This is a genomic window from Psychrobacter sp. DAB_AL43B (assembly GCF_900168255.1).
Taxonomy (GTDB): Bacteria; Pseudomonadota; Gammaproteobacteria; order Pseudomonadales; family Moraxellaceae; genus Psychrobacter.
Genome location: NZ_LT799838.1, coordinates 3,129,761 through 3,152,719, shown reverse-complemented (window position 1 = coordinate 3,152,719; position 22,959 = coordinate 3,129,761). Strand labels below are relative to the sequence as shown.

Annotated in this window: 19 protein-coding genes, 2 tRNA genes and 1 pseudogene; 11 read left to right on the top strand and 11 right to left on the bottom strand. The window is 43.0% G+C overall.

The window, feature by feature from the left end; genetic code table 11:
* Nucleotides 1–55: 55 nt before the first annotated feature.
* Complete coding sequence (locus DABAL43B_RS13435) at nucleotides 56–349, bottom strand: glutaredoxin family protein (protein WP_171996358.1); 294 nt, start codon at nucleotides 347–349, stop codon at nucleotides 56–58.
* Between the two features lie 196 nt (nucleotides 350–545).
* Nucleotides 546–1,199 (bottom strand): LysE family translocator, encoded by a 654-nt coding sequence (locus DABAL43B_RS13430; protein WP_079692856.1) that lies wholly within the window; start codon nucleotides 1,197–1,199, stop codon nucleotides 546–548.
* A 318-nt stretch (nucleotides 1,200–1,517) separates the two neighbouring features.
* On the opposite strand from DABAL43B_RS13430, the gene DABAL43B_RS13425 reads away from it, so the two are divergent.
* Together DABAL43B_RS13425 and DABAL43B_RS13420 are read left to right on the top strand one after the other, a co-directional pair.
* The gene (locus tag DABAL43B_RS13425) at nucleotides 1,518–1,817 is read left to right on the top strand and encodes a peptide-binding protein (protein ID WP_079692855.1); all 300 of its coding nucleotides are present in this window, start codon (nucleotides 1,518–1,520) and stop codon (nucleotides 1,815–1,817) included.
* Nucleotides 1,818–1,899: 82 nt separating this feature from the next.
* The gene (locus tag DABAL43B_RS13420; RefSeq protein ID WP_079692854.1) at nucleotides 1,900–2,505 is read left to right on the top strand and encodes a hypothetical protein; all 606 of its coding nucleotides are present in this window, start codon (nucleotides 1,900–1,902) and stop codon (nucleotides 2,503–2,505) included.
* A gap of 238 nt (nucleotides 2,506–2,743) precedes the next feature.
* Here the strand turns inward: DABAL43B_RS13420 and DABAL43B_RS13415 are convergent.
* The 5 genes from DABAL43B_RS13415 to gltX form a co-directional block, all read right to left on the bottom strand.
* Nucleotides 2,744–2,819 (bottom strand) — tRNA-Glu (locus DABAL43B_RS13415).
* Nucleotides 2,820–2,977: 158 nt separating this feature from the next.
* Nucleotides 2,978–3,053 (bottom strand) — tRNA-Ala (locus DABAL43B_RS13410).
* 122 nt (nucleotides 3,054–3,175) lie between these two features.
* On the bottom strand, nucleotides 3,176–3,541 hold the full coding sequence (locus tag DABAL43B_RS13405) for a hypothetical protein (RefSeq protein WP_079692853.1): 366 nt from the start codon (nucleotides 3,539–3,541) through the stop codon (nucleotides 3,176–3,178).
* A 103-nt stretch (nucleotides 3,542–3,644) separates the two neighbouring features.
* On the bottom strand, nucleotides 3,645–4,964 hold the full coding sequence (locus tag DABAL43B_RS13400; RefSeq protein WP_079692852.1) for a PIN-like domain-containing protein: 1,320 nt from the start codon (nucleotides 4,962–4,964) through the stop codon (nucleotides 3,645–3,647).
* On the bottom strand, nucleotides 4,961–6,505 hold the full coding sequence (gene gltX / locus DABAL43B_RS13395) for a glutamate--tRNA ligase (protein WP_145952575.1): 1,545 nt from the start codon (nucleotides 6,503–6,505) through the stop codon (nucleotides 4,961–4,963). Before gltX ends, DABAL43B_RS13400 begins: the two co-directional genes overlap by 4 nt.
* 380 nt (nucleotides 6,506–6,885) lie before the next feature.
* On the opposite strand from gltX, the gene rsmH reads away from it, so the two are divergent.
* The 7 genes from rsmH to DABAL43B_RS13355 all read left to right on the top strand — a co-directional run bounded on the left by rsmH (nucleotide 6,886) and on the right by DABAL43B_RS13355 (nucleotide 16,567).
* Nucleotides 6,886–7,947 carry a 16S rRNA (cytosine(1402)-N(4))-methyltransferase RsmH gene (gene rsmH / locus DABAL43B_RS13385; RefSeq protein ID WP_413771850.1) on the top strand — a complete coding sequence of 354 codons (1,062 nt, stop codon included), beginning with the start codon at nucleotides 6,886–6,888 and terminating at the stop codon, nucleotides 7,945–7,947.
* Nucleotides 7,948–8,197: 250 nt separating this feature from the next.
* The gene (locus DABAL43B_RS13380) at nucleotides 8,198–8,734 is read left to right on the top strand and encodes a cell division protein FtsL (protein ID WP_079692848.1); all 537 of its coding nucleotides are present in this window, start codon (nucleotides 8,198–8,200) and stop codon (nucleotides 8,732–8,734) included.
* On the top strand, nucleotides 8,731–10,839 hold the full coding sequence (locus tag DABAL43B_RS13375; protein WP_079692847.1) for a peptidoglycan D,D-transpeptidase FtsI family protein: 2,109 nt from the start codon (nucleotides 8,731–8,733) through the stop codon (nucleotides 10,837–10,839). The genes DABAL43B_RS13380 and DABAL43B_RS13375 overlap by 4 nt, the downstream gene beginning before the upstream one ends.
* 69 nt (nucleotides 10,840–10,908) lie before the next feature.
* On the top strand, nucleotides 10,909–12,648 hold the full coding sequence (locus DABAL43B_RS13370; protein WP_079692846.1) for a UDP-N-acetylmuramoyl-L-alanyl-D-glutamate--2,6-diaminopimelate ligase: 1,740 nt from the start codon (nucleotides 10,909–10,911) through the stop codon (nucleotides 12,646–12,648).
* 94 nt (nucleotides 12,649–12,742) lie between these two features.
* Nucleotides 12,743–14,179 carry a UDP-N-acetylmuramoyl-tripeptide--D-alanyl-D-alanine ligase gene (locus DABAL43B_RS13365; RefSeq protein ID WP_079692845.1) on the top strand — a complete coding sequence of 479 codons (1,437 nt, stop codon included), beginning with the start codon at nucleotides 12,743–12,745 and terminating at the stop codon, nucleotides 14,177–14,179.
* A gap of 3 nt (nucleotides 14,180–14,182) precedes the next feature.
* Nucleotides 14,183–15,301, top strand: coding sequence for a phospho-N-acetylmuramoyl-pentapeptide-transferase (gene mraY, locus DABAL43B_RS13360; protein ID WP_079692844.1), 1,119 nt, complete (start codon nucleotides 14,183–14,185; stop codon nucleotides 15,299–15,301).
* Nucleotides 15,302–15,604: 303 nt separating this feature from the next.
* A complete protein-coding gene (locus DABAL43B_RS13355; RefSeq protein ID WP_079692843.1) occupies nucleotides 15,605–16,567 on the top strand; it encodes a putative RNA methyltransferase in 963 nt (320 codons plus the stop codon).
* 188 nt (nucleotides 16,568–16,755) lie between these two features.
* On the opposite strand, the gene cls is transcribed toward DABAL43B_RS13355, so the two are convergent.
* Entirely contained in the window at nucleotides 16,756–18,195 is a 1,440-nt protein-coding gene (gene cls / locus DABAL43B_RS13350) for a cardiolipin synthase (RefSeq protein ID WP_079692842.1), read from the bottom strand.
* A 125-nt stretch (nucleotides 18,196–18,320) separates the two neighbouring features.
* The gene (locus DABAL43B_RS13345) at nucleotides 18,321–19,115 is read right to left on the bottom strand and encodes a YdcF family protein (protein WP_079692841.1); all 795 of its coding nucleotides are present in this window, start codon (nucleotides 19,113–19,115) and stop codon (nucleotides 18,321–18,323) included.
* Between the two features lie 290 nt (nucleotides 19,116–19,405).
* Here DABAL43B_RS13345 and DABAL43B_RS13340 point away from each other — a divergent pair, with 290 nt between their 5' ends.
* Together DABAL43B_RS13340 and DABAL43B_RS13335 are read left to right on the top strand one after the other, a co-directional pair.
* Complete coding sequence (locus tag DABAL43B_RS13340) at nucleotides 19,406–20,497, top strand: hypothetical protein (RefSeq protein WP_079692840.1); 1,092 nt, start codon at nucleotides 19,406–19,408, stop codon at nucleotides 20,495–20,497.
* Nucleotides 20,498–20,687: 190 nt separating this feature from the next.
* Entirely contained in the window at nucleotides 20,688–21,548 is an 861-nt protein-coding gene (locus DABAL43B_RS13335) for a sterol desaturase family protein (protein WP_079692839.1), read from the top strand.
* Nucleotides 21,549–21,742: 194 nt separating this feature from the next.
* On the opposite strand, the pseudogene DABAL43B_RS13330 reads toward DABAL43B_RS13335, so the two are convergent.
* Nucleotides 21,743–21,895: pseudogene (locus DABAL43B_RS13330) on the bottom strand (IS630 family transposase); the annotation flags it as partial.
* A gap of 70 nt (nucleotides 21,896–21,965) precedes the next feature.
* The gene (locus DABAL43B_RS13325; protein WP_171996357.1) at nucleotides 21,966–22,922 is read right to left on the bottom strand and encodes a spore coat U domain-containing protein; all 957 of its coding nucleotides are present in this window, start codon (nucleotides 22,920–22,922) and stop codon (nucleotides 21,966–21,968) included.
* Nucleotides 22,923–22,959 lie beyond the last annotated feature (37 nt).

Genomic DNA, 22,959 nt, shown 5'->3' with positions numbered 1-22,959 from the left:
GATTGGGCTTTTTTATGAGTGCTTAAATGGTCACTTTAGAATCATGAGGTACGAATTACTGATTTCGTATCTGTAATTCAATCTCAGGTTTGTTATATCCTTGAATCAATTCGCCATTAAATAACATCAATGGTACCCCGCCACCGCCAAGACTCTCAAATTGTCTAAATCCTTCAGCAGAGCGTTCAATATCGTATTCGCAGTAGTCGACATTGTTCGAAGCTAGCAACTGTCTTGTCTGCTCGCAGTAGCCACACCAGACGGCACCGTACAAAACAATATCGTTTTTTTCAGAGGCGTCACAGGCGACAGAGTCTGGAGTTACGGTACTTGCGTTGATGAGATACACACAACCAATCAATACAATAACACTGAGGACACCTGAAAATATTTTCACAAAACTCATAGGACTACCTATTTATTTCTATTTTTAAGCTGATTCATTGGCAATGAGTATAGTGGGGTTAAAACATGAAGTCTAATCGCTGCTCAAAAAGGATAGAGTGAAGTGAGTTATATACAAGCTTAGCTCAAGTAAGAAAACATTAAGCCTTTTCAGTCAACAACTTAATGCCTAAGCCAATAAACACCGCTCCACTTATCTTATTTAAAATCACTTCCACAGTAGGGTTTTTACGTAAGTTCTCGCTAAATTTTGACGCTAACAATGCCAAACACAAGCACCATATAAAACCTGTTGTGGCAAAGGTCAGGCCGAGAACTAAAAACGACAGCATACTATTGGCATAACTGGGGTCGATAAACTGCGGGAAGAATGCCAAGAAAAACAAGGCGACTTTTGGATTGAAGGTATTGGTGATCACCCCTTGCTTATATATCTGCCACCTATCTAACGGACGAGTAGACGCCATTTTTTCCTTATCAGGTAAATTACTGGCAAGTAAAGGCGTCTGTTTACTGGTCAGCATCTTAAAGCCTAGATAGCATAAGTAGCTCGCACCAATATATTTCACTAGCGTAAATGCAAGTGGCGAGCTGGCTAATAACACGGACAACCCAAACGCAGCCAATAAAGTATGTACCAAAATACCTGAAGTAATCCCTAGTACTGAATAAAACCCTGCGGTCTGTCCTTGGGACATACTACGAGTGATGATGTACATGCTATCTGTGCCTGGTGTTAGGTTTAACAAAATAGCCGCCATGACAAACCCTAGATAATTCTCAATACCGAACATAGCCAATACTTCCTTGTGATAGCGTTAAAAACCTCGCGTATTATAGTTTACTTATACCTTGCAATAAAAATTATTATAAATCGATAAGTACACCACTAAGTTTTTATAAAAGCATTAGGATAAGAGTGGAAGAGATGAATAATCGCGTCACTCATCTCACCAATAATGATATTAGAAAGCATCAGGCACACCTTGCTTTTACTCTTTATAAGAAGTTGATCGAACTAAAATATCTTGTAAAAAATGCAGTGTAGGTCATAGGGTTTTTGCTACTCTAGCAAGAACGTATAGAACATTTATCGACAAGAGGAAGTTGAGATGAAACAATTAGTTGGTATATTTGCCTTATCTATTTTTACTATCACTGCGGGAATGGGCGTAGCGCATGCCGAGCAGGTTTGTAAAGTAACGGATCCTACTGGGACTCCATTAAATATTCGTGATAAACCTAATGGTAAGATTATCAACAAACTACGCAATGACCGTGAAGTTTATATCACAGAAACCATTTACGATAATAAAGACCGCCCCTGGGTGTATCTAGAAGGGTATTATCAAGGAGAGTACAGACAATGGGGTTGGGCCATTAGAGAGTTTGTTTCTTGTTATAATCGTTAGCAGCAAGGCTGATTTTGATGCAAATATAAACGATGAGAGTAAGGGGTATCATGTTTGAGTAATCAAAAGGGTTGATTTTAGGATGTTAGATTTAGAGGGTCGTAATGTGATCAATAAGTGTACGTTAATGTTTGCTATGTCCTTCTTAATTTGTTCTTGTAGTAGTGATATAACAACTCATGACAGTGATATACAAGCTGAGAAATCTTCTGCCGCAAATACAAGACTAATTGAGATTGGTAAAGCGTTCAGTCTAGAGCAGATTAAAAGCATCTCCACATTCGACGATGAATTTAAGAAACTTAGAGACGTTGAGTGTGGTGGTTTTTTTACTGAAGAAGAGAGCGGAGAAGAAGCCTTTTATCAGTATGGCAATATGGAGGTTGATATCACAGGTAATAAGGGCGCTATCACGCAAGTGATTGGTATACCTAACGGCCTTCATATTAAATATAATGAATTATTGATCGACAATAATTTTAATCCTAAAAGCTTAAGCCTTGAACAGTTTGAAATTCATGAAAATAAGGTGATGGTCTCAGATAATATCGTTGGCATTGAGTCTACTGATATAAAAACAGTCTACAATATGATGTATTCAATCCGTGAAAAGACAAGCGATGATTTATTATACCTAAGCTTCTTAGATGATAAATTAGTGGCTATTAGAGTTCTGGTGCAGTGTTAGTCTATCGTTAATTTCATAGAAATTGCATACGGTGGCAGACTTGCTCAGCCTACTACTTGCTGTACTTCAACTCACCTTCTTTTCATCCAAATCATATTGAAATGACTGTAATAAGAAACGCTAGACATAAAAAAGCCCAGTCACCGTATGGTGACTGGGCTTTTTTATTGTTCGCTTATTAGTCTAACCTAATGCTTAAAGGTGCTAAGCAAAAGTGCTAATAAGTGACGCCGAATAGTGGCGTCCCCAGGGGGATTCGAACCCCCGTTACCGCCGTGAAAGGGCGGTGTCCTAGGCCTCTAGACGATGGGGACGCATAGAGTGTTATAACCAAGCGGTTACAACGGAACTTCACAATATCAGAGAGCTTATCTATTAATAATAGAGCAAGCTGTGCCTAGGTGCTGATATCGTCCTACTAGCGAGTATTTATGTTAAAGTTTCAGTGAACTGAGCTTTGCAATAAATAGTATGGTGGAGCTAAACGGAGTCGAACCGTTGACCCCTTGCATGCCATGCAAGTGCTCTACCAACTGAGCTATAGCCCCTCGCTAAGAGTGTGCGTATTTTATGTAAGTGCAGCAGTCTTGTCAACCGCTATTTTAAAAATAATGCATAAATATGCGAAAAAGTGTGATTAAAGCTGTTTTAGTTACTTAATAAGCCCAAATTAGCGTGGGTTTTGCTGACTAGCTATCTCTTTAATGGCTTTATCGGTAAAGAATTCTTCTTCAGTACCATCTGAAAAAATAACGGCACCACATTCTGTGGGGATATATTGCCCACCTTTTTGTTGTACTGTACTGATACCTTTAAAGCCAACGATATCAGAATCGCCTAATTTATCTAAATTATGATTGGTATAATTGCAATAAGAGCTATATATCCATTTTAAATCTTCAAAGTCTTGACCGCTCGTGAGGGTTAGCTTGGCGTCGTATAGCTCTTTTACGATTGCATTATAGTATCTTTGCGCTTCTTTTAATGTGTTAAAGACATAATCTTTACTTTCTATCGTGACGGTTTTGGCGGTCATACTAGCATCCAGTAGATATTTTCATGTAGTTTGGATTATCGAATTCATAATACTTCTTTTTCAATAGAACTATTTTTATAACTATAATTTTACCTAAACATAGTCAGTCATCTTTGACATAATCAGGATCTCTCCTGCATCGTGGACATATTATCTCGATATCTCCTTCATCAGTCCATACAACTCTTCGTAAATCATCATAAGGCCATGTGATACCACATATTGTACAATCGCTTTCTAAAAGCTCACTATATTCATTATGACAATAAACACATTGATAGCCAGTATCGCTTTTATCTTCAGGAATCATGCTATTTTTATCACACTCTGAACAGTGCATTATGTGTTTATCATTAGACGAAAAACTATCATAATTTTCAAATTCAAGACTTTCTTTAAAGCGTTCAAGCTTAATGTTTGCCCGAAGCATTTTCAGATATGAGTTTGCTTTTTGATTACGCTGGAATTGATTGTTCATAGTTTGGTTTAATAGCTGTCTTGTCTCACCTGCCTCCTGTAAAGTTTCTTCTGAAACACTTGCTCTTAGGTAATCTCTAGAGTATTTAAGAAAAAATTCTGCGTCATACATTAGAAAGTTTTCGACTTCGGCATGATTGTACATATCATCAAGGAGTTCAGGCTTTGGCTGTCGATGCTTCGTTTGAGAATTACTATTAGATACAGCAACCTCTAACCACCAGTCTTCCTTGTTATCATCCGTTACAAAGATAATATGCTTTAATTCTTTTTCTTTTACATGGTCTAATATCTGTTGCCATATAAGATAGTCAGCATATTTTTTCTGGTAAACAATTTGATTGTCTACACAGACTTCGTCCTTCTTTTCGTCCAAATAGCCTGGAGATATTTTTAATTTGTATTTAGCTTGAGCATTTTTGTATAAAGCATCTATTTTTTCTTGAGTATAATTTGCACTACCAACTTTACTATTAAAAATCGTATCTATTTTTTCTTCAAGAGGATCGGGTTCGTCGATTTTCTGTTGTTGACTAATAGTATTATCAATCTCTTTTGATAAATCGTCGCTCAATATCTTAAACTTCCCTTTAATGTTATCAACATCAATTGGTGAATGTTTTTTCTTTATTTGTAATTTGTTTAATTCTGCGATCAAAGTTTTCTGTGACTGACTTATAGCCTCTTTTGCTTCTATAAGTAAATTAGTCCTACTTTTAATCGTTATTAATCTGTTACGTTTGAACTCGAGTGCCACATGATGAGGTATCCATATTCTGTCTTCAAGACTCTCTAATATTTTTATAAATTCATTTCTGCTACTGTCTTGATATCGATACAAATTTAGTAATATGTTTGTATCAAAAATAAATAAAGAATTTTCCCAAATATGACTATATTCTTGCTCTGTAAAACTATAGTTATACTGCCTAAACATGTTTTTCATAGCTTATTACCAGCCAAAAAATCTGGTAACTCTGCTGCTTGTTTCTCTAGTTTTTTCAATTTCTTTTTACCCAAGCCGCCCAATACATCAATTGCATGACGCAAACGTATCAGTGTCATATCTGCACCGATAATCGCCATAGAGTTCATGACTGGCGTTGATGAGGTGCTACCAGCGATAGCGACAAAGAATGGTGCCATAAAGTCGCGCATTTTAATATCGAGATGAGCTGCAAGACCTTTTAGCGTGGCGTAGATATTTTCTTCCGACCATGTTGGTAAGGTTTCCAACTGCCAAAGCGCCAGTTGTAGCATCTCTACAATTTGCTCAGCCGTTAGTGATTTATGCGTAAAGCTTTCAGCATTGATATCAGGTAGATTTTGAAAATAAAAGCCGCTCCAATTAACCGCATCAGACAGCAACTCAATACGTGGCTGAATAGCGGCGGCGATGGCGGTTAATTTATCGCTGTTACTTGCCCAATCGAGGATTTTATTCTTTAGCTCTTCAGGGGTTAGCGCACGTAGCCATTCTGCATTGAGCCAATTAAGCTTCTCGATATCAAAGATAGGACCGCCAAGTGATACACGCTGAATATCAAAGCTGGCAATCATCTCATCCAAGGTAAACTTTTCAGCTTCGTCAGGCATTGAGTAGCCCATACGTCCAAGGTAATTTAGCAAGGCTTCAGGTAGTACGCCAGCATCACGATAGTAGGTGATAGACGTTGGGTTTTTACGCTTCGATAGTTTTGATTTATCTGGGTTACGCAGTAATGGCATATGGCACAGTACTGGCATCTCCCACCCAAAATACTCATAAAGTAGCTGATGTTTCGGAGCAGAGTTCAGCCACTCTTCACCGCGTAATACATGGCTGATGTCCATTAAGTGATCATCGACGACGTTGGCGAGATGATAAGTAGGCATACCGTCGGTTTTCAGTAGCACTTGCATATCCACTTGCGTCCAAGGAATCTCGACCGTACCGCGCAGCATATCTTGTACCTGACAGACGCCTTCGGTTGGCACGCGCATACGAATCACATGCGGTTTCCCTTCAGCGACTAATTGCTCAGTTTTCTCAGCAGCTAAATGAGCACAGCGACCATCATAACGAGGGGTTTCGCCATTAGCCATTTGCTCAGCGCGCATCGTATCCAATTCTTCGCTAGTACAAAAACAACGAAACGCATGATTGCTATCTATTAGCTGTTCGGCGTGTTTTTTGTAAATATCACTACGCTCGCTCTGACGATAAGGCGCGTGCGGTCCACCGATATCTGGACCTTCCGCCCAATCAAGACCAACCCAACGCAGCGCATCCAAAATCATTTTTTCAGACTGCTCGGTTGAGCGTGTTTGGTCAGTATCTTCGATACGTAAAATAAATTCGCCGCCATGGGCTTTGGCAAAAGCTAAATTAAATAAGGCGATATAAGCGGTGCCAACGTGCGGAAAACCGGTCGGTGAAGGCGCGATACGAGTACGAACAGGACGACTGCTGGTTGCAGCATTTTGGTTATGGCTGGAGGTTTGCATCATAGAAATCTCAGAATGTGGTTGTCAGAGGAAATGACCATTAAAATATGAATGAAAATACGACTGAAACAATAGCGGTCAAAGTAGAAAAATAGCGTAAAATATAGCGCTAGTATAACAGAGCGCGGGAATATTTTTAACGAAATGCCCCTCTAGCGCTTGACTACCCGTGTATCCTTGCGATAATAATGTCAAGTAAGTCATAACTTGTTTATTTTCATCTGATTTTTTACTATTACCGGTCAAAATGACCGTCATTTACTGAGTTGTTTGTGTCCATATCGCATAGTAAGCCAAAAAATACGCCAAATTCTAAAGAAAATGCCTCTTCAGCTACTGATAACTCTGAGTCAGCGGTTCATTCGTCTGTTGCCGAAAATGTGTCTGTTGATCAGCTTGCTCAAGAGTCTGTAACAGAACAAGCAACCTCTGATCAATTAAGTTTTGTCCATGATGCGGTGCTACTGCAAGAAACAGTCGCTGCCGTTTTGGGTGTCAAATCGCTACCAAAGCAAACAGACAATGTTGAACAAAGCAGTGAAAGCCAAAATAGCTTAAAAATGAGTGGTATTTACGTCGATGCAACTTTTGGGCGCGGTGGTCATAGCCGCTTGCTACTTAGTCAATTAGCCGATGATGCGACATTGATTGTCTTTGATAAAGATCCGACAGCGATTGCCGTTGCTCGCGAATTAGCAAATACTGATAGCCGCGTAAAAGTGGTGCATGATAGTTTTGCGACATTGACCGACAGTTTAGCGGCAATGGGAATTAAGCAAGTTGATGGTTTGATGGCAGATTTGGGTATTTCATCACCGCAAATTGACGATGGTAGCCGTGGTTTTAGTTTTATGCGCGATGGTGCGGTTGATATGCGCATGGATACCAGTCGCGGGCAGTCGGTTGCCCAGTGGCTTGAGACAGTTGATGATGAAACCTTAGCCAATGTGCTTTATGATTTTGGTGAAGAGCGCCATAGCCGCCGTATTGCGCGCGCTATTAAGCAGATGGACAGTTACGACTCTACTTTGGCGTTGGCTGAAGTAATCAAGGTTGCGCATCCAAAATGGCAAAAAGGCAAACATCCAGCGACACAAAGCTTTCAAGCTATGCGAATTTTTATCAATAATGAGCTTGGTGATGTTGATGAATTTTTAGCGCAAAGTATTCCGGTTTTAAAAGCAGGCGGACAGCTGGCAGTGATTAGCTTTCATTCGTTAGAGGATCGCCGTATTAAGCAGTTTTTGCAGCGTCATAGTAAAGGGCAATATCCAGAAGATGAGAATTTGCCGATGCCGCCTAACCGCCCTCGTTACTTTAGTAAGCCAAAGCGCGTTGGTCCAAGTAAATCGGAAATAAGCCATAACCCACGCTCGCGTAGTGCATGGTTACGCATGGCAACTCGTACAGATATTGACTATGTGACAGATATTCAATCGTAAAAACCCTTATTAAATTATGTGGTTTAAATATGACTGAATGTCTTAATGATTACGCGGCTGTTAAAAAGCTGTAAGCATTATCTGCTAGGCTCGGCAGTTGCTTTGGTTCTGATTTTATCGCTTGGTTTTACTTTTATTGTTTTACTTTTATTGATGGTGCTGATGAGTGCTGAGGTTTATATAACTCACAACAGAACTCATAACCAGTTATCGCTTCTTATATGTTGTAGTTCACTTTTTTGAGATGGTCATGGCAATATCTGACAAACCTGCAAGCCGCCGCGCCGCCACGCCACCCAATGCCGATGTTGGCGAGCTATTTGTGCGTAAATTTAAGTTATCAAATATTTATGTGGCCATATTAATATTGTTAGCGGCTGCTATTGTATGGAGTGGTATTAAAACGGCCGAAGGCGTTCAGCAATATCATCAGGATTATAAGACCTTGCAAGACATGAAAAAACAAGAGCGCAAGCTACAAGTTGAACATCAGCGCTTGCTTATTGAGCAGCAGACTTTTAGTGCGACGCCGCAAATTGCCAGTCGTGCGGTTGCTGAGTTGGGTATGTTTTCACCAACCCTCACAGACAAGCTGATTATCCAGCCGGGTGCTGCAACCGCTGTTGCACTGGTTGACCCTGATGCCAGTACCTCAGACGTCGTAGCAGCCAATGATTCAGATATTATTGAAACTGATGTTGCCAATGATACTGCTAATGGTGCGGCGAGTGATGTAGCCGTTGAGGTTTCTGCGACCGATTCTGAGCTAGCGGAGGCAGGACAATGAGTGATAAAAAGCCCAACGCCAATACTGCTAAAACCGCTGCAAAGAATGCCAGCAAAAAATCAGCCAGCGGCAAGGTTACTAAGCCGCTACGCCGTGCTAGTGCTGCAAAGTCTGGGCAAACGAGCAGTAAACCTGATAATAAATCATCCGACAGTCGCAAAGCCAAGCTGTTTGGTCGCCTAAAAAACAATGAAGAGCAGGGTGCTTATACCAGTGTTAAAAACCTGAAAAGTAAAAGAGCGTTTTTGGGTAAAGCGTCTGGTGCTTCCTCTCGCGGCGGCGTTGAGCAGGATAAAAACCGCTTTCGTCTGATTTGGGCAATAGCGCTTATTATTTTAGTAGCGCTCATCGGTCGTGCTTACTATATTCAAGTTCTCAACACTCAGTTTTATCAAGATAAGGGCAATGAGCTTATCACCAGTGTGCGCACGCAAAGCTCCTATCGTGGCATGATTACGGATCGCAACGATCTGCCATTAGCCGTCAGTGCGCCACTGGCGACGGTATCTTTTAGCCCGCATGATTATGCCCGCGAGTATTATGAGCTTAAGCGCATTATTATTACCAATCCTGAGAGTCCGCAGCTTATCGCACGTATGCAGAAGCGCTTGGATAATATGGATTTGACCACCCTAGCTGCTGCTGCCAATATTTCAGTTACTGAGCTAAAAAAAGTTACTGCTATCGACGATAGTATCGATGTGACTGATGAAGTAGCGGTCAAAGCGGCGCTGCCATCGGGTGCAGGCTCGCATTATTTGCCACTATTGAATAAAGTGACGCCGGAGATTGCCCAAAGTGTCAGCTCGCTTGATTTTCCTGGTGTCAATGAGAAAAACTTCTTTCAGCGTTATTATCCGCAGCCGCAACCCAATTCTCAACTGCTGGGCTTTATGGGGCAAAATGCCAACGATCCTGAAGGTGGTTACGAGGGGCGTGCTGGTATCGAACGTCAGTATGAAAAAGAGCTGGCGGGCGATGATGGTAAAGTTTTGGTACTCAAAGATGCCAAACAAAACAGTCTTAAAGAAATTAAACAGATTGAGCCAGAAGTGCCGGGCAAAGATGTGAAGTTGACCATTGATTCACGTCTGCAATATTTGCTTTATAAAGAGCTGGAAAAGGCGGGGCGTTTGCAAAAAGCGCGCTGGTCAACGGGTATGGTGGTCGATGTACAAACCGGTGAAGTACTGGCGCTATCGACATGGCCGTCATTTAACTCCAATAACCTGAATGAGATGACCGGTGAAAATCAGCGTAACCGTGCGCTTCTTGATGTCTTTGAACCCGGTTCAGTCATGAAGCCATTTACCGTTGCTGCCGCTTTAGATTCAGGGAAATATACGGCCACTACCTTGATCGATACCAATCCTGGCTCTATCCGTGTCCGTGGTTATACGATTCGTGACCATAACAATCTCGGGCGGATCACGATGGCAACGCTACTACAGAAATCTAGTAACGTCGCCTCGACCAAGATTGCTTTGTCTCTACCACCTGATGGCATTACCAATATGCAAAAGCAGTTTGGCTTTGGGACAAAAACACCGCTGCAGTTCCCAGGTGAAGGTAGTGGGCTTGTGGTCACACCAAAAGAAAAAGAAACCTCAAGACGTGCAACAGTCAGTTATGGCTATGGTATACAAGTGACGCTGGCACAGGTAGCGCAAGCTTACTCAGCGCTGGCGGCAGGTGGCGTGATGCATCCGCTAACGTTGACTAAAAATGACAAAGCGCAGCCAAGTAAACGCATTATGGCGCACGAACAGGCAATGGCCATCGTCCAGATGATGGAAAGTGTCACTGAGAATGGTGGTACTGCTAAAGGTGCGGCCATTGATGGCTATCGCGTTGCCGGTAAAACAGGTACTTCACGCCGTATCAATCCGAAGGGTGGTTATTATACCGATCAGTATCGTAACGTCTTTGCTGGTATGGCGCCAGCGTCGAATCCACGGCTAGTCGGTGTTATGTTAATCGAAGACCCACGTGGTCAGATTTATGCCGGTTTAACAGTGGCACCCGTCTTTCATAATGTCATGAAAGAGGCGCTGCGTTTATATAATGTGCCTTTGGATAAACCGTTAAAAACCGAAGCTCAGTAGTCGTAGCGGTCTTTTTTTAATGTTCAGTTTTTAACTATTTGATTTGTTTTAACCGTTTAGGATTTGCCAATGACCCTGTCACCCTCATCGCCAAGTAGCACTACTGTCACCTTGCAACAGCTAAAAGCCAGTGGCAGTCAAAGCCTACAGCAGGCTTTAGCAGCGATGATAACAGCACCTATTAATCAATTATCAAATCAGGATTCATCAAATTTAGCTGCATCAAACTCCATAAGTTTGGTTGCCGAAATCCCATTTCAGCAGTTCCGTTTAGACAGCCGTCAATTAGAGCCGAGCGATGTATTTGTCTTATTAAAAAGCCAAACACCAAACTGTCAAAGAAGTCGTGACTATCTTTATCAAGCCGCTAAAAATGCGGCTTTTATCCTATCAGAAATCGATCCTATCGCTTTACTGGCTAAGGCAAATGTACCACCACATGCCAATATTCCCCTGACCGATACTAATACTTTTGCCACTGATCAGCAGCTTGCATCGCCTTCTTGCCCTGTTTTATATGTACCTAATATCCGTAATTTTTTGGGCGATTTGGTGCAGGCACGTTTGCAGTATCAGCAAACCGCGATATTACCAACAGTGGTGGCGGTGACGGGTACCAATGGCAAAACGACCATCAGTCAATTGGTGGCGCAGTTAACCCAATTAACCGGCATGAGCAGTGCGGTGATGGGGACGGCAGGTAATGGTAAGCTTGGCGCTTTAGTTCAAGCCAGCCATACCACTGGTGATGCGTCAGCGGTACAGCAGTTTTTATATCAAATGGGTAGAGAAGGTGCGCAGTTACTAGCACTAGAAGCCAGCTCACACGGTCTGGATCAGCAACGTCTGCAAGGCATGCCAGTATTGGTAGCGATTTATACCAACTTGAGTCGTGATCACTTAGATTATCATGCGGATATGGCAGAGTACGCGGTGGCCAAAGCTAGACTGTTTGATAAAGCGCACTTTCCAAATTTGACCCACGCCATCATTAATATCGATGACGAGTATGCGCAGATTATGCTTGATACGGCACACGCTAGCGATCTAACGGTTTGGACCTATAGTTTAGAGCCGTCGAAAACCGCGACCTTTGTTGCTGCTGAAATCACGCCAAGCTTACAAGGGGTTGAAATTAGCCTGCGTACAGATTTTGGTAATGAGAGAATGGGTAATTTAGATATCATCAGCCCATTACTTGGGCGCTTTAATGTGGCGAATTTGCTGGCGGCTATTGCTGCTGCAGTAGCACTTGATGCCAATAAAGGTAGCGATATTTATAAATGTATCGAGCGCATTGCCACCGTTGTACCGCAGCTACAAGGTGCGGTTGGACGTATGCAGCGTGTACCCTCTAATGATGGCTGCTTTATCGTGGATTATGCGCATACGCCAGATGCCTTAAGTCAGGTCCTTGCCAGTCTCAAGACCCATTGTAAAGGTCAACTCTGGGCTGTATTTGGTTGCGGCGGTGACCGCGATGCCGGCAAGCGTCCATTGATGGCACAAGCGGGGCTGGCAGGCGCGGATAAAGTTGTTTTGACAGCGGATAATCCGCGTACTGAAGACCCAAATATGATATTGCAAGACATGCAAGCAGGGATGAGTGCTGAGCAATATCAACGCACCCATATTGAGCCTGCGCGCCAAACAGCGATCGAATACGCCGTCAGTCAAGCAGCCGTAGACGATATCGTCGTCATCGCTGGCAAGGGTCATGAGACCTATCAAGAGATTAATCATGTCCGTTATGATTTTGATGACAGGATTGTCTTGCAAAATGCCTTAGCGCAAGCTGAACGCATATAAATAGTAGCGGTTATAAGCCGTTTTTTTAATGTTTCTAAACAGTTTTTGATATTCAATTATAAAAAATAAGCAATCATCATATAAGGTAATCACTATGACAGCCGATAAGGATAACGCCATTCAGTCGCAAGGGCTGTATGTTTGGCAGGTAGATAATCTGCTCACAGCAACAGCGGCACTTGATGGGCATTGGCAGCTAAGTGAAGGGCAAGCAGAATCAAGCAATAACGTTACGAGCACTCGCATCGCCACTGATACCCGTACGATAAAACCCGGTGATATCTTTTTGGCGTTAACGGGCGACAATTTCGATGGTCACGATTATATTGAGTTGGCCGCCGCACAAGGTGCGATAGCCGCTATCGTCTCTCGTCCCATCACTACTAATATCCCACAGCTAATCGTTAGTGATACGCGCTTAGCGTTAGGGCAATTGGCATCTTATCGCCGTCAGCAGCATAAAGACTTAACGGTCATTGCCATCACCGGCTCAAGTGGTAAGACGACGTGTAAAGAGATGCTGGGTAGCATCTTTGGTAGATTGGCACCGACATTGATTACCCGTGGTAACTTAAATAATGATTTAGGTGTGCCGATGATGCTACTTGAGTTATCGGATCATCATCGCTATGCCATCTTGGAATTGGGCGCCAATCATATTGGTGAGATTGCTTATACAGCTGAAATTGTCCAACCTGATGTGGCTTGTATCCTAAACATTGGCACCGCGCATTTGGGTGAATTTGGTAGTCGTGACGGTATTTGTCAAACTAAAGCAGAGATTTATCATACCTTGAATGATAGCCAATTTGCGATTGTGCCTGATAAAGACGACTTTACCAATCAGTTACGCCGTATTGCAGAAACGCATACCTCACATGTGATTGGTTTTGGTAATACTGACGTCAGCGCCAGCCATTTAGATGTTGAGCCTGAACGCAGTGAGTTTAAATTACATATTGGCAACCAAGTTCATGATATCAATTTGCCATTAGCGGGTGAGCATAATGTCAATAACGCCTTGGCGGCTGCTGCTTGTGCGCATGCGTTAAATATTAACATTAATGACATTGTCATCGGGCTTGAAAACGCCCGTCCTGCTAAAGGACGCTTGAATAGTCAGCTGCTTGGCATGCATCGCTTGATTGATGACACCTATAATGCCAACCCACATTCAGTACGCGCGGCTGCTAAAGTATTAGCGGCGCAAACCGGCACGCAAGTGATGGTGTTAGGCGATATTGCTGAACTGGGCGAGGCGGCAGTTAGCGAGCATCAAAGCTTGGGTCGGACTATCGCTACCACGGGTATCAATGTACTGCTTTGTGTGGGTGAGTATGCACCTTATACCGTAGCAGGTGCGCAAGAGATTTCTGATATCAGTGCTCATGCGTTTACTGATAAAGACAGTTTATTACAGTATTTACAGCCGTATTTACAAGCGCAACAGGCTCAGCCTTGTACTGTGTTGTTCAAAGGCTCTCGTTCCATGGAAATGGAAACACTTATCAATGCGCTAGTAGAGGAGTAGGCGGTGTTAGTTTGGTTGTTTGGCTGGCTTGGTCAGTATTATACCCCGTTTTCTGCGGTTTCTTCTTTGACGCTGCGCGCGTTGCTGGCGGTCATAACCGCCCTTGCCTTTAGTATGATTTTTGGTGGTCGCGTCATTCGGCGCTTGAAAGCGCTAAAGTATGGTCAGGCGATTCGTAATGATGGTCCGCAATCGCATTTGCTCAAAACTGGCACCCCGACCATGGGTGGGGTGCTGATTTTAAGTGCGATTGGAGTGTCGACCTTACTCTGGGCACGTTTGAATAATCCTTATGTTTGGATTTTGCTCATCGTGATGATTATTTTTGGCGCGGTAGGCTGGGCGGATGATTGGCTCAAAATTAAATATAAAAACCCCAAAGGCTTAATCGCTCGCAAAAAATACTTTTGGCTATCCATGGGCGCATTATTCGTCGGCATTTCTTTATATTATATCGCGACGTTACAGCCGGATATTGTTACGACTCGCGAAATGCAAGATTTGCTAATACCTATCTTTAAAGATTGGATGATTCCATTTTCGGCCGTACCGTTTGGAATTGGTTTTATTATCTTTACTTATTTTGTGATTAATGGTGCCTCTAACGCTGTCAACTTGACCGATGGCTTGGATGGCTTGGCTATTTTACCGGTGGTCTTAGTCGCAGCAGGTTTAGGCGCGATGGCATATGTCTCTGGTGACGTACGCTTTGCTGATTACTTGCACGTGCCTTATATTGCCTATAACTCTGAGGTAATTATTGTCTGTGGGGCGATGATTGGCGCAGGGCTTGGCTTCTTATGGTTCAATGCTCATCCAGCGCAAGTATTTATGGGTGATGTGGGTGCGCTGTCACTAGGCGCGATGCTTGGTACGATTGCTGTCATGACCCGTCAAGAAATCGCTTTTGCGATTATGGGTGGACTCTTTGTCGCCGAAGCACTGTCGGTAATAGTACAAGTGGGTTCGTATAAGCTACGCAAAAAACGTGTCTTTCGTATGGCACCACTGCATCACCACTTTGAAGAGATTGGCTGGAAAGAAACCCAAGTGGTCGCAAGGTTTTGGATTATCGCCATCATCCTTGTTATCCTTGGATTGATGACGTTAAAGCTGCGTTAACACAGCATGAATCTTATTAATGATAGACAGTTCAACATAAAAAAGATGCATTTAAAATAGCGTTCTGCTGGTATAAATCTTCCTCGCTTGCTGTACGCTGAGCGTTCCAAAGGCTTCGAAAAATTCATCCCAGCAGCACTGTTTTATTTTTAAAGTGAATTGACGGTAGGTTATTAAAAAAGCATCTCAATTTATTGAGATGGCTTTTTTGTTTGCTATGTTATCTTCTCTTTTCTCATGCCTTTTATTACTTACTGAGCATGAACTTTGATAAAATGTCAGCCATATTGTTATGACTTTGAGATGCTTGTGTCCTTATTTATTTGTCCCCTTTGTCAGTCACCACTACAGCCCGCAATAGATACATGGCGCTGTGATGGTAGCTTGCACCCGAAGCAAACAACTCATCCATTTGATGTAGCACGTCAAGGTTATGTTAACCTGCTGCCTGTCCAACAAAAAAAATCCAAAGCCCCCGGTGACAGCCAATCGTCCATCGAGGCGCGAAAGCGCTTTTTGAATGCGGCGCATTATCAGCCGTTACAGGCGCTTATTTGTCAAAAAATGATTGAATTACTGGCGCAAAATGAGTCGGTCACTGAGCCAATAGCTGAGCAAGATAAAGAGCTTGTCCATTGGTTAGATATTGGTTGCGGGGAAGGCTATTATACGCAGGCAATGGCACAAACTGGCGTGGATATCCTCCTTGCTGCAGACATCAGTAAGCCTGCCGTGCTAGAGCTTGCCAAAGCCAGCAAAGCAGCAGCTCGTCTTTGGTATCAGCAAAAACATCATGATGGCTTTAAAATAGCTGACAGCTCTAAAACAGCAGCGATTTATCCCCTAGTAACCAGCGCCGCCAATTTACCATTACGCGCGCATAGTGTGACGGGGATTAGCAGTATTTTTAGTCCTATCTTGCCAAAAGCATTTAATGAAGTGTTAAGCGATGAGGGTTATTTAATCATTGCTAAGCCAGATGTTGGGCACTTAGCGACGATGCGTGACGCTTTATTTGATGACGTCCGTGAGCATGATTCTGATAAGTTTTTGCAGGAATTAGCCCCATATTTTACGCTGATAAATACTTGTCGCGTCAGTACTGAACTGACATTATCAGAGGATGATTTAGCTGACTTACTGACCATGACGCCTTATGCATATCGCGCGCGTAGTGAAAAAAGACAAGCGTTAATGACAACGGTTGCGACACAATCATTCGTAACCGAAGCAAGATTTATCGTCTATATTTTGCAAAAAAAGTAGTGTCATAAGACTAATCTTACATTTGATTCACTTTTAAAAGAATACAGCACTGCTGGGATTAATTATTCGCAGCCTCTGTCTGCATAGGCACAGCAAGCAAGAAAAATGAATCCCAGTAGTGCGTTATAATATTTGTGTTTCTGTTATTTACGACTGACTACATTAAGTTGTAACTTATCAAACATGGTTTATAAAACTGGCCCCATGGTAGCAATGACGTTATTCCAAATCCTATAAGACAGCGGCCAGTTTTTGACTTCCTCACGCGTGACTTCATCTGAGTCAGCGATATACTGATACTGGCGCTGCATAATGTCAGCCGTGAGCGCGGTATCGCTAAAGATAATATTGTTTTCATAGTTCAAATCAAAGCTACGCAAATCTAAATTGGTCGAGCCAATCAAACTGACTTCACCATCGACCGTGAGGGTCTTTGCGTGTAGTAATCCTGGCTTATACTCATAGATTTTTACGCCTGCTTCAAGCAATTGCCAATAATAACTATGACTGGTCGCGGCGACGATAAAGGAGTCGTTGTTTTGAGGGAAAATCATCGTGACATCAACCCCGCGATAGGCGGTTGCGCATAAGATGCTGACCAGGGAATAATCCGGTACAAAATAGGGCGTAGAGATAATCAGCGTGTGCTGCGCTTGACTAATCAATGTACCCAAAAACTGCGGCGTGGTACCGTGGCGCTGGGTCGGACCATCTGAAAAAACTTGGGCGGGAAAGCCATTAAGCTTTGGCGTGCTATCGTAAAAAAAGCTATCGAGTGGGGTATCGGGGTTTTCAATCAGCCAGTCACTCGCAAACAGCATCTGATTTTGCCCAACGATGGGCCCTTCGATGCGTAGCATAATATCGACCCACGGTGCATATTTTGGTTTTACGCGAAACTCAGGATCGGCACAATTACGACTACCAGAGTAGCCAATCTTGCCATCAATCACGGTAATCTTGCGGTGATTACGCAAGTCAATACGACTAAAAAACAATACTTTAAAAATGTTCTTAATCGGTAGTGCCACACTGACTTGTACGCCAGCGTCTATCATTTCCTGCCATATCTTTGAGCCTACCATCTTACGTGAACCCATGCCATCGACCATCGCGCGACAAGTGACGCCACGCTTTGTAGCTCGGATAAGTGCTTGAGCCGTATCAATCCCCATGCCATCGACGAGCCAAATATAATACAGCACGTGGATATGATCGGTCGCTGCGTCAAAATCGGCAATCATGCGTCTGCGGGTCTCAGTAGCATCCGCCATTAGCTCAGCGTTATTACCTACGGTGGTCTGAAAGCCTGTGGCTTTTGCAGAGTAGGCAAAAGCCGCTTGATACTCAGGCTTCATCACCTTTACTAATGTTATCTCGTTACCCAGAACTGCTGGGTTATGAGCATTTAACCTATCAATAATTTTTTTACGTTTTTGCGTAAAGTCACGACCCAAATGCACTTCACCGAACATCCAATAAATTAGCACGCCAAAATAAGGCAAAACGAATAAGACGACAATCCACGCCAATCTCGCAGGCGAGGTCAAATCATGACGAGATAAGACCCGTAAAGAAATCAGTACCAGCAGGATAAAATGTAGGGTCAATAAGATATCTAATATCACAACGCCGTCCTTTATTATTATTTTAAAATCAAATGTGGCTTATTGGTAATGCTGGCTTATTCTGAACTAAGCATTTTCATCAATAAAATATCAGATGTCTGATATATGACAGAAAAAACAGGCATTCAGTATTCTCCTAATAGCCAACCGCTGACAAAGGCAAAATACTCTCGAAACCAAGCGTTATAGCGAATAGATAGCGGAGTAGGGCTGGCCAGCATGATAGGCTGCTGATAGCCTTGGCGACGAGTAATGGCTGCGGCGCGAATGGTATGAAAATCACTGGTCACGATAGCGATGGGCGCCGTCATAGAAACGTCTTTTGCTGCTAATAGCGCTTGGCTATAAATAAGATTCTCTGCTGTACTGGCGCTTTTGCCTTCTTGCAAAATATGCTCGAATGCAATGTTATAAGTCTCATGCAAATAGGTTGCCATAATATTGGCTTCACTATGTGTTTGCCCAAAACCAACGCCACCACTGGTTATGACTAGCGCATCTGTCTGTGAGTCGATAAGCGGCGCGGCTGTATCTAAGCGCTTGGCAAGTGTTGGCGTGGGCTTGCCTGCGACCGTACCTGAACCTAGTACAATGATGGCAGCGACTTGAGGCGTGGGTTGCTTGCTAAGTTTAATCTGCTGCTGCAATGAGAAAATAAATACCCCAAAACTGATAAGCCAGATAAAAAATATCGTCCACAGGGCATACCAAAGTCGTGTCAGCCAGCGGTTTTGAATCACAAAGTGACGAATAGCGTGCCAAAATATACCATGGGCGACGAAGATGACACCTATCAAAAGCGGCACGACCGTACCAAAGTTGACCTTACCGACTGTCATCAAAGCAATACAATCAACGATTACAGCCACACCGACAACGGATAAAACGACACGTACTGCCGTGACTAAAGTCTTTAACATAAAGCGCTCTAAATCTAAGTAAAAGTATAGTGATAATAAGCATCTATTCGTTGTGATGCGTGGTATCAAAACCAAGCTCAGGACCGACAAGTACGATACCAGCCAAAGCGCCAATATGATACGTAATCGACCTAACCTTTTTTATAAAACGGTTAGAAAATACGAATAGAGTACGCTAGTTGACAGCGCCAATAGTAAACGCAATATTTTATCTTTGTGCTATCAATTCTAAAATATTGTTGGTAACATTATGTAATGGACGTTAAATAACTATCACAAGGAAGTGTGTTATGAGTTTACAACAGTTGGGCATGAAAGCCTTACATGATTTTGATGACGTTCGTCAAAGTCCGTTACCACAAGAACGCCTAAAAGCGGCACGAGCAAAAGCGACCGCCTTTCGAGAGCGCTTCATGGATGAGCCATGCGTACAGTTTTATCAAAGTGCGGATATGGTCAGAGTTCCCTATCCAACGTGGTACGCTTACAGTGGTGTCTATACCCAAAGCACCTATAAATTTCCCTACCTGCACATCCTTAATCGAATTTTTATCGTTCAATATTATGACCTCTTAGGAGAGTTGAAGACATTATTGTTTTCACCTTCGGATATCGATGCGGATCGCGAAACACCGTTTTTTAAGCGTCTCACCGATAGAATGCCAAACTGGTCACCACTTGAGAATATGGTCGCACCCATTACCCGTGATGTCACGCAAGCGCTCAAAGAGGTAAATCTAAAGCCAGAAGATATCGATTACATCAGTTACGACCACCTCCATACCCAAGATGTGCGCCAATGGCTCGGTACGACTACCGACTCGACAGATAGACCGGCATATTTCCCTAATGCCAAATTACTCGTACACGAAAAAGAGTGGCAAAGCGTGCAAGGACTGTTACCAGTACAAGCGGAATGGTACTGTCCGAACGGTATTGATGGTGTTGATCCTGATAAGGTCATCACTTTTACGAGTAGCTTACAATTAGGTAAAGGTTTGGCGCTAGTACACACGCCAGGTCACACTGAAGGCAACCATTCACTAGTCGCTAGAGTACCTGATGGTATCCGCGTTACCTCAGAAAACGGCGTGGGTGTAGATGCTTATGCACCTATGAACTCAAGCGTTAAGGCGATTCGCCGCTATGCCAAAGATACCGGTATGGAAGTCATCTTAAATGGCAATACATTGGAAGACAGTACCGACCAATACATTTCTATGATCATAGAAAAAACTATTGCGGGTCCATCCAAGAATCCCGATTTCCCAAATTGTGCATCGAGTAGTGAAGCCACTCCATACTGGCTAATACCCAGTCATAAAGTAAGCTATTTGATTGGTGAGGCAACGTTCGGGTCTTTGATCAAGGACCACGCTTAAAAAGTTCGCAGATGAACTAAAGATCGGTGACGCCGTCAAAACCATACTCAAAGGTGGGGAAAATCGTGAGCTTTTGGTGGTGCAGGGTTTCATGGCAAAGATACTTAGACTGCAAATGCGGCCGCTAGCAGTCAGTTGGGTAAACTGGGTGGGTAATCAAACGTTCGCATAGTCTATGAAGAGGTGACATATGGATGTGTTCTCATATTGGCAAGGGTTCTATAATGACCCTTGGTTTTGGCAGTTCCCGATGGCAACGCTAGCCATTAGCATGGCGGCTTTTTTGGTGGTTGCTATTCCGTGGACGGTCGTTGCTTGGTTAGATCCTAAGCCACTACGTAAATATAAGATTCAACAAAAACCGTTCGAGATGCAAAAGTTCCTGCTGCCGTCCATTGGTCGTATCGTGGTCAATAATGTGATTTTAGCATCGTTACTAGTGCTCAGTTGGCCACTATTGAAGCTGACGGGTGTGCACAGCGGTGAGATGCCGGTATGGTATCTCATCATCGCACAACTGGTTTTTTTTGTGCTGCTAGATGATTTCTTATATTACTGGATGCATAGATATATGCATGAGAATAAATGGTTATTGAAGCACATCCACAGTGTGCATCATCGCATTCATAATACCTGCGGTATCAATGGCAACTATATGCATTGGGTGGAGTATTCGCTGACTGCGACATTGACTTTGGTTGGTCCGATTCTGATTGGGGCGCATATTTATGTCGTATATATGTGGGTGATATTACGTCAGGTCGAAGGCGCTGATGGTCATATCGGTTATGACATACCTTGGAACCCGATACATTTATTGCCAGTCTATGAGGGTCCGGTCTATCACGACTTTCATCATGCCAAGTTCAAAGGCAATTACGCTGGCTTTTTGCCATATTTAGACAAGTATTTAGGTGGAACGCATATACCCGCTTATCTCAATTATCTTAAAGAGAAGAAAAGTGGTCTGACGCCATTAGAGATTGAGCAAAGCGCGCGACAAGCTAAGCAACGCAAAAAAGCTACGCTACATGATAAAGCTACTCCCTAATTTAAAGCGTCTAAGTTTATAGTGATGATACATAGTAGCAATACGAAAATCCCCTTTGAACATACCTTTAGCGATGACTGCTGTTACTCTTTTACAAGTTGGTCATTTATGCTTTTTTAATAATAATAGTGGGCTGTAGTAGATAAGCACAAATAAAAACACCCTGCAAATAAACAGGGTGTTAATCGTTATATTTAAGTCTTTATAAAATAGACACAACTCTTATCGTAAAATAGTTTAGGCAGATTATTCTCCATCCACCCTTGGCGTAGAAACTTTGCCTGAGCCCATTTTTTCTTGATAGGGTTTAAGTCAGGACTGTATGGTGGTAGAAATAAAAGCCTGTGACCGTGCCTAGCTGTATTTGAATGAGGAAAATTTTAAAAATGTTTATCATCAATTGTTATCAGGCTTATTTCAATAATTCACATGGATGGTTACGGTGTCAGAGTAGTTGTCTGGTTTAAAGTCGGCATTAGGAACTGTAACAAACACTTCATGTGTTTTGTTTGAGCCAGTACCAAAATCCGCCACGCCATTTCCTACTGCGGTGGAGGTGGCCGTGTTACCCCAAACCTTGCCAGCAATACCGCTGGTAGAACGCAATTGGTAAGGTACCTTGTCTGTATTGCCAGTGGTAAGTCCGCTCATAACACCCTCACCATTTTGATCGTTATTAGAAGGTTTTAAACCAATATAGTAAGAGCCACCATTAGTACAATTGACTGTAATTGCACTACTATTACTGCCGGTGATATTGGTCTCACTTGCTGATCGAGGTCCTAAGTTAACGTTGGAGGTAGCGGTGATTGTACAGCTAGGCAGAACTGCAGCCTGAACTTTAAACGGAAAGCGAACTGTATCTTGGTCGCCTGCACTTGCTGTGCAGTCAGTCGGAGCGGGTGAGATAGCACTGGTTTTAAAGGTTAATGCAGTATGGTTGCCATTTCCAAAGTCATTGATATAGGCACCTTGTGTGGCCCTGTTGTTCCCTGTTTTCATAGAGATATTAATAGGCACACTACCTGTTACAGTCGACTGGGCGCCGATAGCAAGTGAGCCAGAGTTGTATTCTGAGCCATTCCTCCCACGAGTGCTCCAAAGAGTCCCTCCAGGTAAGGTCATAGTAAAATTAAGGCGACGGCTGGCATTAGACTCAAACCAACTTCCAGGTCTCTCCATGTAACGCCCGCCTACGGCAGTATTATCATATTGACCACCATCAGTCGCTAGGCATACAGATACAAATCCAGCAGTCTCACCGCTATTAGTGCAACTATAATTCAGTGTGCCTGTAACGTTTGCATTATTGACGTTTGCATTAGTAAGCGTACCGAGGTTCACAATACCTGTACTTCCCGGTGGCGTGTTCATGCCTGCTTGGCATGTTACAGAAAGTTCGGCTTGTGCA